At 62.7% G+C, this 13,651-nt stretch carries 14 protein-coding genes and 3 tRNA genes; 5 read left to right on the top strand and 12 right to left on the bottom strand.

Annotation, left to right across the window (positions count from 1 at the left end):
* Positions 1–12: 12 nt before the first annotated feature.
* Positions 13–2,526 (bottom strand): ABC transporter permease, encoded by a 2,514-nt coding sequence (locus tag GHK24_RS01480; protein WP_340666072.1) that lies wholly within the window; start codon positions 2,524–2,526, stop codon positions 13–15.
* Positions 2,527–2,530: 4 nt separating this feature from the next.
* Entirely contained in the window at positions 2,531–3,184 is a 654-nt protein-coding gene (locus tag GHK24_RS01485) for an ABC transporter ATP-binding protein (RefSeq protein WP_153467860.1), read from the bottom strand.
* 71 nt (positions 3,185–3,255) lie between these two features.
* Here GHK24_RS01485 and GHK24_RS01490 point away from each other — a divergent pair, with 71 nt between their 5' ends.
* The 3 genes from GHK24_RS01490 to GHK24_RS01500 all read left to right on the top strand — a co-directional run bounded on the left by GHK24_RS01490 (position 3,256) and on the right by GHK24_RS01500 (position 5,910).
* A complete protein-coding gene (locus tag GHK24_RS01490) occupies positions 3,256–3,627 on the top strand; it encodes a hypothetical protein (RefSeq protein ID WP_153467863.1) in 372 nt (123 codons plus the stop codon).
* A 715-nt stretch (positions 3,628–4,342) separates the two neighbouring features.
* Positions 4,343–4,972, top strand: coding sequence for a hypothetical protein (locus tag GHK24_RS01495; protein ID WP_153467866.1), 630 nt, complete (start codon positions 4,343–4,345; stop codon positions 4,970–4,972).
* 89 nt (positions 4,973–5,061) lie between these two features.
* Positions 5,062–5,910, top strand: coding sequence for an HAD family hydrolase (locus GHK24_RS01500; RefSeq protein ID WP_153467869.1), 849 nt, complete (start codon positions 5,062–5,064; stop codon positions 5,908–5,910).
* Positions 5,911–6,106: 196 nt separating this feature from the next.
* Here GHK24_RS01500 and GHK24_RS01505 read toward each other — a convergent pair whose 3' ends face one another.
* Entirely contained in the window at positions 6,107–6,523 is a 417-nt protein-coding gene (locus GHK24_RS01505; protein WP_194286348.1) for a cation transporting ATPase C-terminal domain-containing protein, read from the bottom strand.
* A 60-nt stretch (positions 6,524–6,583) separates the two neighbouring features.
* Between GHK24_RS01505 and GHK24_RS01510 the strand changes: the two genes are divergently transcribed.
* Positions 6,584–6,838: a type II toxin-antitoxin system CcdA family antitoxin gene (locus GHK24_RS01510; RefSeq protein ID WP_153467875.1), complete on the top strand. Its 255-nt coding sequence runs from the start codon at positions 6,584–6,586 to the stop codon at positions 6,836–6,838.
* Positions 6,835–7,164 carry a CcdB family protein gene (locus GHK24_RS01515; RefSeq protein ID WP_153467878.1) on the top strand — a complete coding sequence of 110 codons (330 nt, stop codon included), beginning with the start codon at positions 6,835–6,837 and terminating at the stop codon, positions 7,162–7,164. The genes GHK24_RS01510 and GHK24_RS01515 overlap by 4 nt, the downstream gene beginning before the upstream one ends.
* Before the next feature lie 79 nt (positions 7,165–7,243).
* On the opposite strand, the gene GHK24_RS01520 is transcribed toward GHK24_RS01515, so the two are convergent.
* The 9 genes from GHK24_RS01520 to GHK24_RS01560 all read right to left on the bottom strand — a co-directional run bounded on the left by GHK24_RS01520 (position 7,244) and on the right by GHK24_RS01560 (position 13,650).
* Positions 7,244–7,519 carry a hypothetical protein gene (locus tag GHK24_RS01520; protein WP_194286349.1) on the bottom strand — a complete coding sequence of 92 codons (276 nt, stop codon included), beginning with the start codon at positions 7,517–7,519 and terminating at the stop codon, positions 7,244–7,246.
* Positions 7,520–7,568: 49 nt separating this feature from the next.
* Positions 7,569–7,644 (bottom strand) — tRNA-His (locus tag GHK24_RS01525).
* Between the two features lie 8 nt (positions 7,645–7,652).
* Positions 7,653–7,729, bottom strand: a tRNA-Arg gene (locus tag GHK24_RS01530).
* A gap of 87 nt (positions 7,730–7,816) precedes the next feature.
* Positions 7,817–7,893: transfer RNA gene (locus tag GHK24_RS01535), tRNA-Pro, on the bottom strand.
* 138 nt (positions 7,894–8,031) lie between these two features.
* Positions 8,032–9,336, bottom strand: coding sequence for a DEAD/DEAH box helicase (locus GHK24_RS01540; RefSeq protein ID WP_153467883.1), 1,305 nt, complete (start codon positions 9,334–9,336; stop codon positions 8,032–8,034).
* Between the two features lie 209 nt (positions 9,337–9,545).
* Positions 9,546–10,727: an O-succinylhomoserine sulfhydrylase gene (locus GHK24_RS01545; RefSeq protein ID WP_422917784.1), complete on the bottom strand. Its 1,182-nt coding sequence runs from the start codon at positions 10,725–10,727 to the stop codon at positions 9,546–9,548.
* Entirely contained in the window at positions 10,721–12,256 is a 1,536-nt protein-coding gene (gene purF / locus GHK24_RS01550; RefSeq protein WP_153467886.1) for an amidophosphoribosyltransferase, read from the bottom strand. Before purF ends, GHK24_RS01545 begins: the two co-directional genes overlap by 7 nt.
* A gap of 9 nt (positions 12,257–12,265) precedes the next feature.
* A complete protein-coding gene (locus GHK24_RS01555; RefSeq protein ID WP_153467889.1) occupies positions 12,266–12,757 on the bottom strand; it encodes a CvpA family protein in 492 nt (163 codons plus the stop codon).
* Entirely contained in the window at positions 12,754–13,650 is an 897-nt protein-coding gene (locus GHK24_RS01560) for an SPOR domain-containing protein (RefSeq protein WP_153467892.1), read from the bottom strand. The genes GHK24_RS01555 and GHK24_RS01560 overlap by 4 nt, the downstream gene beginning before the upstream one ends.
* Position 13,651 lies beyond the last annotated feature (1 nt).

The raw sequence follows: 13,651 nt of genomic DNA on the forward strand, positions 1-13,651 counted from the left end.
TCACCAATTTCATTACCAATCCTCGCGCACGGCCAGAACGGCTTCTTGGCGCATCGCCTGCCGGCCGGCGAGCACCGCCGCCAGCGCCGCCAGCGCAACGAGTCCGCCGGCGAACACCACCAGCGAGCCCCACGGCACATGCAGGTCCATGCTCCAGTGGAAGCTCTGCCGGTTGACCACCTCGATCAGCACCAGCCCGATGGCACCGCCAGCCACCAACCCGCCGAGCACGCCGACGCCGGCCGCCAGCGCGCCCTCTGCGGCCAACATCCAGCCGACCTGCCGGCGCGTCAGGCCAAGGTGACGCAACATGCCGAACTCGCGCCGCCGCGCCGCCGCCAGCGCGGCGAAGCTCGCCGCCACGCCGGCCAGGCCGATCAGCACCGCCACCGCTTCGAGCAGGTAGGTGACGGCGAAGGTGCGGTCGAAAATACGCAGGCTGATGGCGCGAATCTCGCCGGGCAACGCCGCTTCGAGCGCGCCGGGCGGGACGCTGTCGAGCAGCGTTTTGACGATGGCCGCCGCGTCGCCGCCGGGGCCAAGGTGGATGCCGGCTTCGTTCACCAGCCGGTCACCGGTGAGTTGTCGATAAACGGTGAGGTCGATCATCAGCGTACCCGTCTGCCGCGAGTAGTCGCGCCAGATGCCGGCGACGTGCATCGCTACCCGTCGCCCGCCGAGCGGCACCTCGACGCGCTGGCCGGTGCGCCAGCCGTAGAGGTCGCGCACCGCCTCGGACGCCCACACGTCGGGCAGATGCTCTGCGCCGCCGCCGGGCTGCGTCGCCCCGACCAGCGCCAGCTCGCGCCCGTCGGGAATCACAGGCCGCGCGATCAGCGCCACCGGCACCTGCCCGGCTTGCAGGCGCAGGCTATCGGCGCGCGTGAAATCGACCTCGGCAACGCCCGGCTGGGCGAGGATGCGTTGCTGCAAATCCTCATCGAGATAGGCGCCGCCGATCTGGTGGCCGGCACGCACGTAAACGTCGGCCGACAGCACATGATCGAGCCACTCATTCACCGAGTCGCGGAAGGACGTCACCATGATCGCCATCGCCACCGCCAGCGCGACGCTGGTGAGCACGCCCGCCGCCGCCACCACCGCATGCCCCGGCGCCGCGCGCAGCCGCGCCAGCGCCAGCCGCCAAGGCACCGCGCCGCCTGACGGCAGATGCCGCGCCAGCGCGCCGGCCGCCAAGGGCAGCAGCAAGATGCTGCCGGCGAGCAGCAAAAGCACCGCCAGATAGCCGCCCAGCGGCAGTTCGCCGAACGGCGGAATGGCGCAGGCGGCGAGGCTCGCCGCCAGTAGCACGATGCCGAGCAGCGGATGGCCGCGCCCCTGCATCAGCGCGGCCTCGTCGCCAGCCTTGAGCGCCCGCGCTGGCGACACCGTGGCCGCCTCACGCGCTGGCAGCCAGGCGCCAGCGACGCCGGCGGCGACACCGAGCGCCACGTAGAGCGCCGTCATCTCCGGCTGGAAATGCAGTTGCGGCGTCAGCCCCGCGAAGTAGCCGGCACCGAGATCGCCACCAAGAACGCTAAGCAAGGCACTCGCCAGCGCGTAACCTGCCGCCGCGCCGACGAGGCCACCCGCCAGCCCGACCAGCGCGCCTTCGGCGAGCAGCCAGACGAACAGGCGCCGCCGGTCGAGGCCGATGGCGCGCAGGAAGGCGAATTCGGTGCGCCGCCGCACCACCGACAGCGCCTGCGCCGAAAAGACGAGGAAACCGCCGGTAACGAGCGCCATCGCCGCCAGCAGCGTGAGGTTCACGCGGTAGGCGCGCGACAGGTTGGCCGCCTGGTTCTCGGCCGCCTGCGGCGGCTCGACCAGCACGCCGGCCGGCAACAGCGCCTGCAAACGACTGCGCGCCGCCTCCGGGCTGACGCCTTCGCGCAACCGCAGATCGACGCGCGACAGCCGGCCCAAACGCTCGAAACGCTGCTGCACGGCGGCAATGTCCATCACCACCAGCCGCGGGTTTTCCGCCATCCCCGGCAGATCGCCGAGCACCCGCAGCGGCAGCACCTCGACGCCGGCCTGCACGCGCAGCACCTCGCCGGGTTTGACGCCGAGCGCCACCTGCGCCGCCGTGCCGAGGAAAGCCGCGTCGTCGGCCAATGCCGCCAACGGCTCGGGCGCCTTGCCGTCGACCGCCCGGGGCCGCGGCAGCAAGGCGGGCGTCACCCGCGCCAGCGCAAAGAGGTCGGCGCCGACCACCTGCACCGTCTCGCGGCGCCCGGCCAGCCGCGCTTCGAATTCGATCACCGGGCTGGCGGCGGCGACATCGGCCTGCCCGGCGATCAGCCCATAGACCGACTCGTCGAAGCCGACGCGGCCGCCGACCACCTGCAGATCGGCCTCGCCGGCCATGGTGCGCAGGCCGCGGCCGAATTCGGCGAGCGCCGCCTCATGCACCGCCTGCACCGCCATGCCGAGGCTGACGCCGAGAACGATCGCCGCAAACGAGAACGCCGTCGCCGCGCGGCGGCGCGCCAGCGAGCCGAGGAAAACCTTGGCCAGACTCACAGACTCACCCGACCAGCCCCTCGGCGGACAGGCGCAGCACGCGGTCGGCGGTTGCCGCCGCTTCCAGCGAGTGCGTCACCAGAATGCCGATGGCGCCGGCTTCGCGGATGCGCTCGCCGAGCAGCGCCAGCACGCGCGCGCCGTTGGCCGGGTCGAGATTGCCGGTCGGCTCGTCGGCCAGCACCAGCCGCGGCCGATGCACCAACGCGCGCGCAATCGCCACGCGCTGCATTTCGCCGCCGGAGAGTTCGCGCGGCCAGCTGTCGCCGCGCTCGCCGAGGCCCACCGCGTCGAGCAGCTGTTGCGCCGGTGTTTCCGCCGCCACGCCCTCAACGCCCTGCAGCCACAAGGGCAGCGCGACGTTCTGGCGCAGGTTGAGGTGCGGCAGGATGTGGAAAGCCTGGAAGACGAAGCCGAGCTTGTCGCGACGCAGATGCGTCAGGGCATCTTCATTGAGGCTGCCGTAATCGACGCCGTCCAGCGCCAGCCGCCCGCCGTCGGGCCGATCCAGCCCGGCGATCAGGTTGAGCAGGGTTGACTTGCCGACGCCGGACTCGCCGACAATGGCAACGTATTCGCCCGGCTGCAGGCGCAGCGATACCTCGCGCAGCACGCTGCGGCCGTTGAACTGGCGGGAAATGGCTTCGATTTCGAGCATGGCAGCTGCAACATCCGGCAATGACGCATTCCCCCGCCCGCATCACGCCGACACCAGAAGGAACACGCCCAATGACTGAAAAAACGGCTTCCGCCGCCCCGGCCGACCGCGGCACGCGCATCGCGCTGTGCTTCGCACTCGTCGCCGAACGACTGACAGCCTACTACGAACACGGCCAGTGGCTGAACGAGGCGCAAGGCGCCAGCCTCGCCGCCGACTGGCTGCGCCGCTCGCAACGCAGCCTGCCGCTGGCCGAGCGCCGGCAGCTATCCGCCGTCAGCGACGATCTGGCACGCGAGATCGCCGGCTCGCTGTCGCGTGAGGCGGGACTTTATACCGCACACGAACTGATGGAGGCGCTTGATCCGAATTATGTGTCGGAGGTGGGCGAGTCGATCATGAGCGAGTGCGAGGGGCGGCTGGCGGCGGCCGGGGCGATTTAGTAAGGGGCGTAGCGACGCAGCTTTGCATCTTCTCGAAAAAATACAAAGTCGCCTTTCGCCAGTCAGCTTGGCGGGAAAATGCTCATGAGCTATGCTCAGCGCGTTACCGCGTTCAACGTAGCAATGCCGAAATGAGAGTGACGATAGGTGCCTTACCGCCAGAAGCAGCGCTACCCCACGATACTTTTCTCGCAGATATGCGGAGAACTCTTCTGGCGCACCAGGGGTTTCATGCCAAACGTAAGCGCCAAGCGTGACTAAACGAGACAAATTAAAAAATCATTTTTGCCATTATCAGCATCAATTGGTACTGCAGCCTGAAAGCGTATCCTTCAGCACCGCCAGCTTCTTACAAGCTTACCATTTTCACTTTCGGGAATCATCCTTTATCTTGGATTAATTACCAGAGAAACTGGTGAGTGGCTATTCTAATAGCCGAAAATTGTCAAATGAAGAATCAAATATTCGGTTGGGCTTGATACTTGTGGCACTGAAATCAATAATCCATCACGTCGACAAAGGCGACAGTTAAAGCCAGAGCGAAATGTAAAAAAAATCGATTTTAAAGGATAGGCCGTAGCCAAATTTCGTGTACGCCCACCCTTGAAATAATTGTAATTCTTCACCCCACTTCTGAACTTGGCGAACTTGGCCATCGTTTCGAGGGGTGCCTAATCAAACAAAACAAGCCCTCTAAATATTCAGCTTTCTCGCGATGGACAAACTATCGACACTTGAAGCATTTCAGGGTGCGCATGACAAGTACTTTCGCTTGCTGCTGGAAAACTACCCGCTTATCCAGAGCAACCAGCCGTTTGCTGACTTTGGCCCTCTTGAACTATGCGAACTTGCGATCGAAGTGCACTCGTGCGCGATCGCCCTTGGGCCAAAGGCGCGCGAGCGTCTGTGTTACTTGGGACTAGATCTTCTTTACCCGTTTGACAATCCGGTAGATCTCTACAACTGGCGGGCTTGGGTGAAAAAAGAGAACATCAATCACACGACCTATGCATCTATTGCCATTCGCATCGACTCAGAAATTAAGCGAATGCGTCGAGTATTTTCGCTCGAAGCAAACACTGCCTATGCGGCGATGCCAACCGCAGATTTTCTTGTATCCAAGGCGCGCTATAAGCTAGACACAGCTCCCGATCAAATTAGGGAAAAAAACAACCAATCTACTTCTGCAGCATCACCTACAGCGATGCATATAGACACAATTAATATTCAGTACGCTGCCGACTCACAGGCCATTAGCAAGCTTGAGCAGCTTGAGAAAGAAACCACCATTGGCGCCAATTTCTCTAACATCATTGCCACCTTGCGAACGTTGCTTGGCAGCTGACATATCAGTCAAGCAGCGTCGCGCAAAAAGCCAAGCAACTCACCTCATTCGAAATAGCAGCCGATTTAAATTTATTCCCGGGGAAATTCATGCACGAAACAATCGCGGTAGTTTTTGACTTCGACGATACTCTTGCTCCCGACAGCACCTCTGGCTATTTGAGCCAAGCGGGGATCACTGACCTCTCGTCTTTTTGGAAGAAAGATGTTGCTTCCTTGACAGAAGATGACTGGGATCCGGTTCCAGCTTATCTGTACAAAATGATAGAACTCTCACTGACAGGACGCGTACCTAAGATTACGAAAGATAGCCTTATTGAATGGGGGAAACGTCTGCCACTACACGAAGGGGTCCCCGGGGTATTTGCAAGATTAAAGAATGTTGCAAAGGATGCCAACCCGCGGGCCAATCTAGAGTTCTATCTCATCAGCAGCGGCATCGGAGACATCGTCCGCAATACTCCTATAGCGAATGAATTTACCGACATATGGGCATCTGAGTTCGCGTACGGAGCAGATGGTGGAATTTGCTTTCCAAAGAAGATCGTCAGCTTCACGGACAAAACACGGTATCTATTCCATATTCAAAAAGGTCTAGTCGGCCCTCAGGCGAGAGGCAAGCCCTTTGACGTAAACAAAAAACTAAAACCAGAGCAAATTCGGATACCCATCAATCACATGATATTTGTCGGCGATGGTTATACAGACATCCCGTGTTTTTCTCTAGTCAAGAAAGACGGCGGCGTATCAATCGCTGTGTTCGACAAAACACTCGGCGAAAAGTGGGGAAGTGCGTACCAATTCGTTCATGACGGAAGGGTCAGCAATCTCCTGTCAGCAAACTATTCGGAACAGTCTGATCTATCGATATTCCTAAGCATGGCCGTTGAAAATCTCGCTACTGACATAGCAATTTCAAGTGGCACATATCAGGGTTAAACGATCATTCCACAGGGCCAGCGCAGATTCCGCGCATGCAGGTGAATTCAAACGCTCCTGCATATTTGTGGCGCTCACCAAGTAGCGCTTAGGTCGTCCCGCGTCATTCCCCTTTAACGACGACTCACCGCCCGAGCTCTGCAGTTCTATGATCGCGGTCGCGTCAGCGATTCCATGAGCGCAGCTAGGATGGGCGCTATTTCTTCGCCACCGGCATCACCACCTTTGTAGCAATGAACAGCACCAGCGTCGCCACCCCCACCGCCAGCAACCAGTTCGCCACCGACGGCGGCGCAAAGCCGAAGGTCGCCGCCGCGGGCAGAACGGTGATGATCACAGTAACCGCCACCAGCGTGCCGAGCAGCACCCACAGCGCCAGCTGCGACTGGCCGGTGAACATGCCGTGCCAGCCGGGGTGCGGCGAGCGGCTGGCGAAGATGCGCACTGCGTTGGCCGTGACCAGCGCAAGGAAAGCCATGGCGCGCGCTTCTTCGGTGGCGATGCCGCGGGCGAGCGCGGCCCAGTAGAGACCGGCGTCCACGGCTGTCGTCAGCGCGAGCGCGTTGGGCGCCGCCCCGGTAATCGGGCTATTCGGCAGCGGCGACCGCTCCACGGGCGGGAATACGCGGCTCTCGGACCACGCATGCGCATATAATGCGCAAAGGAGGTCTCCATGAAGCCGACCGTAAGCAGCGCACAAGCACCGAAGCGTCCTTTCAACCTGACCTTGAACGAGAGCACGGTCGAGGAAGCTCGCCGCTATACGAAGAACCTGTCAGCGACAGTCGATGTGTTGCTGAGCGAGTTTGTCGCCAGAGAAGAACAGGCTCGTGAAGAAAAGCTCCGGCTCTACGCGAAGGTATCCGAAGCGTGGAACGACTTTGATGAGCTTCATGGAACGTTCGGCGCGGACCATTCGCCGCTATGAGCCAATTCGACGTCCATGAAAACGTCGGAAAAAATGCTGACGCAATCCCGTTTGTCGTCGTGATTCAGTCGGCAGCGTTCGACGACCGCCGGAGTCGAATCGTCGTCCCTTTGGTCAGGACCGAGAAAGTCGCAGCCAACGTGGGCATGCCGGCATCGCGCCTGAACCCGACTTTCATGGTCAACGGCGTTCAGGTCACCTTGCATGCCTTGCAAGTGGTTTCCGTTCCGCTCGACGCCCTTGGCAGAAAAACGGGATCGTTGGCGCACGAAGCCGACGCGATCATTGACGCTTTGGACGAAGTTTTCTCCAGAGCCTATGGCTGACAGTTAGCTTCGTTTGCCTTCAAAGCCCCAGCCGTTACGGCACAGGCTTTGAAGGCAAACGATCCCCGACTAAAGCCCGTTATTTCACCTCGGACGGCATCGCCACCTTCGCGGCGATGAACAACACCAGACTCGCCGCCCCCGCCGCTGCCGAAATCAAACAGTTCGCCGCCGACGGCGGCGCAAAGCCGGAGGCTGCCGCTGCTAGCGGAACGGTAGTAATCAGCGTCACCGCCGCGAGCGTTCCGACCAGCACCCACACCGCCAGCGGCAACAGGCCGGTGAACGTGCCCTGCCAGCCGGGGCGCGGCGAGCGGCAGGCGAAGATGAGCACTGCATTGGCCGTGACCAGCATTACTTGAAAAGAAAAAGCCCCGTAACCTGATGGTTACGGGGCTTAATTTTGGGGCGACATACCGGGATCGAACCGGTGACACCTGGAATCACAATCCAGTGCTCTACCAACTGAGCTAATGCCGCCACTATTCTGGCGCGCCCGGCGAGACTCGAACTCACAACCCCCGGCTTAGAAGGCCGGTGCTCTATCCGGTTGAGCTACGGGCGCCCACTGTTTCGAGAACCACTTTTCGCCAACTGAGAGAGTCGAAAGTTGCGAATACTAATCGACGGAACGCTGGGGTCGTACACTTTCTGGTCGGGGTGAAAGGATTCGAACCTTCGACCCTCTGATCCCAAATCAGATGCGCTACCAGGCTGCGCTACACCCCGAGGAAGCGCGCATTCTACCGATGACCTTCCCGGAACGCAACCAACATCGAGAGAAAATCCGCCGGTAGCAGCAAGACGACCGACACACCACTTCAGCACGCGCAAAAAGGGGCGGCGCGACACGCCCCCTGCGGCAAATCAGCGATGGCGACTTCCGCCGCGCGACGGCGCCGTACCGGCTGCCGCACGCGGTGCCGGGGCACGACCACGCGGCGCTTGTCCGCGCGGCTTGCCGGGCGCTCCAGAGCGCCCACCGCCGGGCCGCGCGTTACCCGAACGCATTTCGATCGGCTGCGCGGCGATGCGCGGGTCCGGCTCGTAACCCGGATGGACGACGCGGTCGATGGTCCGACCGAGCAGACGCTCGATGTCGCGCATCAGCTTGTGCTCGTCGACGCACACCAGCGAAATCGCCTCGCCCGTACTGCCCGCGCGGCCGGTACGACCAATGCGGTGAACGTAGTCTTCGGCGACACTCGGCAACTCGAAATTGACGACATACGGCAGCTCGTCGATATCGATGCCGCGCGCCGCGATATCGGTCGCCACCAGCACGTGCAGGCGTCCGTCCTTGAAGCCGGCGAGCGCGCGCGTACGGGCGTTCTGGCTCTTGTTGCCGTGGATGGCGTCGGCTTCGATACCGGCCTTCACCAGCTTCTCGGCCAGCGCATTGGCGCCCCACTTGGTGCGGGTGAAGACGAGCACCTGATGCCAGTTGTGCGTGCGAATGAGGTCAACGAGCAGATCGCGCTTACGCTCGCGGTCGACCGCATACACGCGCTGGCTGACGAGTTCGGCCGCGCTGTTGCGGCGCGCCACCTCGACGTAGTCAGGGTCTTGCAGCAAGCCGGAGGCCAACGCGCGAATCTCGTCGGAAAACGTCGCCGAGAACAGCAGGTTTTGCCGATGCTTCGGCAACAGCGCCAGGACGCGGCGAATGTCGTGAATGAAGCCCATGTCGAGCATCCGGTCGGCCTCGTCGAGAACGAGGATTTCGACCGTCGACAAATCCACTGTCTTTTGCTGCGCGTGGTCAAGCAGGCGTCCCGGCGTCGCGACGAGAATGTCGACGCCACGGCGCAACGCGGCCACCTGCGGGTTCATGCCGACACCACCAAAAATCACCATCGATTTCAGCGGCAAGCCAGCGCCATAGCTGCGCACGCTTTCTTCGATCTGCGCAGCCAGCTCGCGGGTTGGTGACAGAATCAGGGCGCGCACACGCGTCGGCCCACCGGCACGCCGGCCAGTGGAGAGGCGTTGCAGGATCGGCAGGGTGAAACCTGCCGTTTTGCCGGTGCCGGTCTGGGCACAGGCCATCAGGTCACGACCGGAGAGAACGACGGGAATTGCCTGCGCCTGAATCGGCGTCGGAGCGGTATAGCCCTGAGCGGCCACGGCCGCCAGAATTTCGGGCGACAAGCCCAGATCAGAAAATTGCATCAGGAAAAGCTCCTGCCCTCCGCCAGTTACGGACGCGAACACGCGCAGGTCCGTAGCGGGCCGAAGACGGTATCAGAAGGTGAGCGCGGCGGGGTGTAGGTACGCAGTACCGGACCGCAAAGCCGCAGCGAAAGATGCGCCGTCAATAACAGCGGCATCGTGGGGAGAGGCATTGTAACACGCTGCCTACTCCCCCCTTGCCGGCGCGCTCAGATCAGAGCGAGTCCGCGCGCCAGATCGTTTTGCAGATCAGCCACCGATTCGAGGCCAACCGCGACACGCAGCAGCCCCTCGCTGATGCCAGCGACCGCCCGCTGTTCGGCAGACAGACGTCCGTGTGTCGTCGTTGCCGGGTGCGTCAGCGTCGTTTTCACGTCGCCCAGATTCGCGGTAATGGACAACAGGCGGCAATGATCGACGACCGTCCATGCCTCCTCGCGACCACCCTTCACCTCGAAGGCGACGATGGCGCCACCGCTGGCCTGCTGGCGCATGGCCAGTTCATGCTGCGGGTGCGATGGCAGGCCGGGGTAGAAGACGCGGGCCACGCGCGGATGGGCTTCCAGCCAGCGCGCGAGTTCGAGCGCCTTGGCCGACTGCGCCTGCATGCGTACGGTGAGCGTTTCCAGCCCTTTTTGCAGCACCCAGGCGTTGAAAGGCGACAAGGACGGCCCAGCCGTACGCAGGAACTTGAAAACCTCGTCGACGAGCGCCTTGGCACCGACCACAGCGCCACCGAGCACACGCCCCTGTCCATCGAGATACTTCGTCGCCGAATGCACGACGAGATCGGCCCCCAAGGCCAGCGGGCGTTGCAGCACCGGCGTGCAGAAGCAGTTATCGACCACCAGCAGGATGCCATGCGCGTGGGCGATGCTCGCCAGGGCCGAGATATCGGCGACCGTCGTCAGCGGATTCGACGGCGTTTCGAGGAAGAAAAGCCGCGTCTCCGGGCGGATGGCGGCTTCCCAGGCAGCGGGGGTGCAAGGATCGACAAAGCTCGTATCGATGCCAAAGCGCGGCATGATGCCGCCGAGCAGTTGCTGCGTCGCACCGAACACCCCGGAGGAGGCGACGATGTGCTCACCGGCACGGCACAGCGCCATGACCAGCGAGAGAATCGCCGACATGCCGGAGGCCGTTGCCACGCAGGCTTCCGCGCCCTCCAGCGCCGCCAGACGCTGCTGAAAGACGGTGACGGTCGGATTGGTGAAACGCGAGTAAACGTTGCCCTCATCCTCGCCGGAGAAGCGTGCGGCGGCTTGGGCGGCGCTTTCAAAAACGAAGCTGGAGGTGAGATAGAGCGCTTCGGCGTGTTCGTTGAACTGGCTGCGCTCTTGCCCTGCGCGTACGGCCAGTGTTTCTGTCTGCCAGATATCGTCGCTCACGATGATTGCTGCTCCGATGACATCAAATCCAGCTGCATCTGCGGTGCAGCGCCCTCCTCGTTCGTCGCCCGCGGCTTGCCGCTGCGCGCGGTTTCGATGGCGTCGAGGTACTCCGGCGAGACATCGCCAGTGACATAGCTGCCGTCGAAACACGAACAATCAAACCGCGAGAGCTTCGGATTGAGATCGCGGACAGAGGACTTGAGCGCCTCCAGATCCTGATAGACGAGGGCATCCGCGCCGATTTCGCGGGCGATTTCCTCGTCGCTGCGGCCAGTGGCGATCAGCTCGGCGCGCGTCGGCATGTCGATGCCGTAGACGTTCGGGTAACGCACGGGCGGCGCAGCCGACGCGAAGTACACCTTCAGCGCACCGGCGGCACGCGCCATGTCGACGATCTCGCGGCTCGTCGTGCCACGTACGATCGAGTCGTCAACAAGAAGCACGCGCTTGCCCTTGAATTCCTGTCCGACGGTATTGAGCTTCTGGCGCACCGATTTCTTGCGCGTCGACTGACCGGGCATGATGAAGGTGCGGCCGATATAGCGGTTCTTGACGAAGCCTTCGCGATAAGGGATGCCGAGGCGTTGCGCCAGTTGCATCGCCGACGGGCGGCTGGAATCGGGAATCGGGATGACGAGATCGATTTCGCTGACAGGAATGCGTTCCGCCACCTTGTCGGCCAGATGCTCGCCCATTTGCAGGCGCGTTTCGTAGACCGAGACGCCGTCGATCACGGAGTCGGGACGCGCCAGATAGACGTACTCGAAGATGCACGGCGCATGCACCGGCGCATCGGCGCACTGACGCGCGTGCAACTGGTGACGCAAATCGATGAACACCGCCTCGCCCGGCTCGACGTCGCGCAGGACGCGGAAATTGAGCGTATCGAGCGCAACCGATTCCGACGCCAGCAGGTATTCGTCGCCTTCCGGCGTTTCGTTCACGCCGATGACCAGCGGGCGAATGCCGAAAGGATCGCGGAACGCCAGCAAACCGTAGCCGGCAATCATGGCGACGACGGCGTAGGCGCCACGGCAGCGCCGATGCACGCCAGCGACGGCGGCGAAGATGGTGTCGAGATCGAGACGGCAGCCGCGCGCGACGCCTTGCAGTTCGTGCGCCAGCACGTTGAGCAGCACCTCCGAATCGGAATTGGTGTTGATGTGCCGCAAATCCTGCCGGTACATCTGCTCCTTGAGTTCCGCCGTATTGGTCAGGTTGCCGTTGTGCGCGAGCATGATGCCAAACGGCGAATTCACGTAAAACGGCTGCGCCTCGGCAAAATTCCACGCCGAACCGGCCGTCGGATACCGGCAGTGCGCGATACCCATGTCACCAGGCAGCGCACGCATGTTGCGCGTACGGAAAACATCGCGAACGAGGCCCGGCCCCTTGTGCAGATGGAAGGTATTGCCTTCCGCCGTAGCAATGCCGGCGGCGTCCTGGCCGCGGTGCTGAAGAACCATCAGCCCGTCATACAGCAGCTGGTTGACTGGTGTGGTCGCGACGACCCCGAGAATGCCGCACATAGGTTTTCCTTACCTGAAACGAATTCGTTTAGCCGCTTCCTGGGGCAACCAGGGGCGTGCGGCGAGAACTGCCGTCTCCAGTGGTGGAGAGAGGACCGCCTCGCTCCACCAACGTTCCTTCGGCAATGATGTCATGCCACCGACCGCCACCAACGCGGCGATGACCACGAGTCCACGAGCAGCGCCGAACAGCAGACCGAGCAAACGGTCGGCGAGCGACAAACCCAGCGCCTTGAGGAGTCCCTGAACCGCCAGCCGGCCGAGCGCCAGCAAGAGGAGCGTACCGACGAAGACCGCCGCCCAGCCGGCGACCAGTCGCAAAGCAGGATCGGCGATGCTGGTGAAGGCCAGCGCGGCGATGTCGGCACCCCACGCCTGCGCGGCGAAGAAACCGAGCACCCAAGCCGCGAGAGCGATGACTTCGCCGACCACGCCCCGCCACAGGCCGAGTACGGCGGAAGCCACCGTGATGCCGATAACAACATAGTCAAAAACGGTCATTGCTTGGCAGCAACCACTCCGCTGACGCCGATGCGTTTCATCCGGTCAAGCGCCTTTTCCGCCGCCTCGCGGCTCGGGAAGGGGCCCGCGCGCAAACGCGTCTTGGTTCCCTGCGGCGATTCGAGCGGCTCGGTGTAGGTCTTGATCGACAACTCGTTGAGCTTGGACTGCAACTGTTTGACATTACCCGGATTGGCAAAAGCGCCGATCAGAATCACATGTGCCGCATCCGAGGCCGGCGCGGCAGCGGGCTTGCCACCGAGAATGGCAGCCGCACGCCGCGATTCCTCGGCCGTTTTGGCCGCTTCGGCAGATTTGTCAGCCGCCTTGGCCGCCGACGCCTTGGCGGCATCTTTGGCGTTGTCCTTGGCCGACTCTTTCGACGACTCTTTCGACGATTCTTTCGCCAGTTCCTTGGCCGGTGGTTTGGCGGCTTCTTTTACTGGCTCTTTCGGCGTCTCTTTCGCCACATCACGCGACGGCGCTTTGTCGGAGGCCTTGTCAGCCGGCTTGTCGGCTGGCTTCTCCGGCGATTTCTCGGCAGGTTTTTCCGGCGCTTTCGCTACTGCCTTGTCGGCGGGAGGCGCCGCTACCGGAGCCACCTTGCCATTAGCGTCGGCGGGCGCAACAGGCACCGCAGCGCGCGTATCAACGGCGCTTGCCCCCGTCGCCGGCGCGGCTGGTGGCGCATTGGCGGCGAGACGCGTGGGATCGTATGGCGTCTGATCGAGCGAGGGAATGCGAATCTGGACGTCGTTCGCAGGCGCTTTCGGCTCTTCATCCATGACCATCGGCAAGACGATGGCCGCCAGTCCGGCGAAAGCAAAGGCGCCAACGAGGCGGCGCCGGGCCCGCTTCTTGAGCTGGAGTTGCGCGTCGGCAGTGTCGGTCATG

It is taken from the genome of Rhodocyclus gracilis (genome assembly GCF_009617575.1).
GTDB classification, from domain to species: domain Bacteria; phylum Pseudomonadota; class Gammaproteobacteria; order Burkholderiales; family Rhodocyclaceae; genus Rhodocyclus; species Rhodocyclus gracilis.

Bases quoted from the DNA above. Each gene is read 5' to 3' on its own strand.
- GHK24_RS01560 (WP_153467892.1), bottom strand. From the start codon at position 13,650: ATGACCGACACTGCCGACGCGCAACTCCAGCTCAAGAAGCGGGCCCGG.
- purF (WP_153467886.1), bottom strand. From the start codon at position 12,256: ATGTGCGGCATTCTCGGGGTCGTCGCGACCACACCAGTCAACCAGCTG.
- GHK24_RS01490 (WP_153467863.1), top strand. From the start codon at position 3,256: ATGACTGAAAAAACGGCTTCCGCCGCCCCGGCCGACCGCGGCACGCGC.
- GHK24_RS01520 (WP_194286349.1), bottom strand. From the start codon at position 7,519: ATGCTGGTCACGGCCAATGCAGTGCTCATCTTCGCCTGCCGCTCGCCG.
- GHK24_RS01555 (WP_153467889.1), bottom strand. From the start codon at position 12,757: ATGACCGTTTTTGACTATGTTGTTATCGGCATCACGGTGGCTTCCGCC.
- GHK24_RS01540 (WP_153467883.1), bottom strand. From the start codon at position 9,336: ATGCAATTTTCTGATCTGGGCTTGTCGCCCGAAATTCTGGCGGCCGTG.
- GHK24_RS01510 (WP_153467875.1), top strand. From the start codon at position 6,584: ATGAAGCCGACCGTAAGCAGCGCACAAGCACCGAAGCGTCCTTTCAAC.
- GHK24_RS01515 (WP_153467878.1), top strand. From the start codon at position 6,835: ATGAGCCAATTCGACGTCCATGAAAACGTCGGAAAAAATGCTGACGCA.
- GHK24_RS01500 (WP_153467869.1), top strand. From the start codon at position 5,062: ATGCACGAAACAATCGCGGTAGTTTTTGACTTCGACGATACTCTTGCT.
- GHK24_RS01495 (WP_153467866.1), top strand. From the start codon at position 4,343: ATGGACAAACTATCGACACTTGAAGCATTTCAGGGTGCGCATGACAAG.
- GHK24_RS01485 (WP_153467860.1), bottom strand. From the start codon at position 3,184: ATGCTCGAAATCGAAGCCATTTCCCGCCAGTTCAACGGCCGCAGCGTG.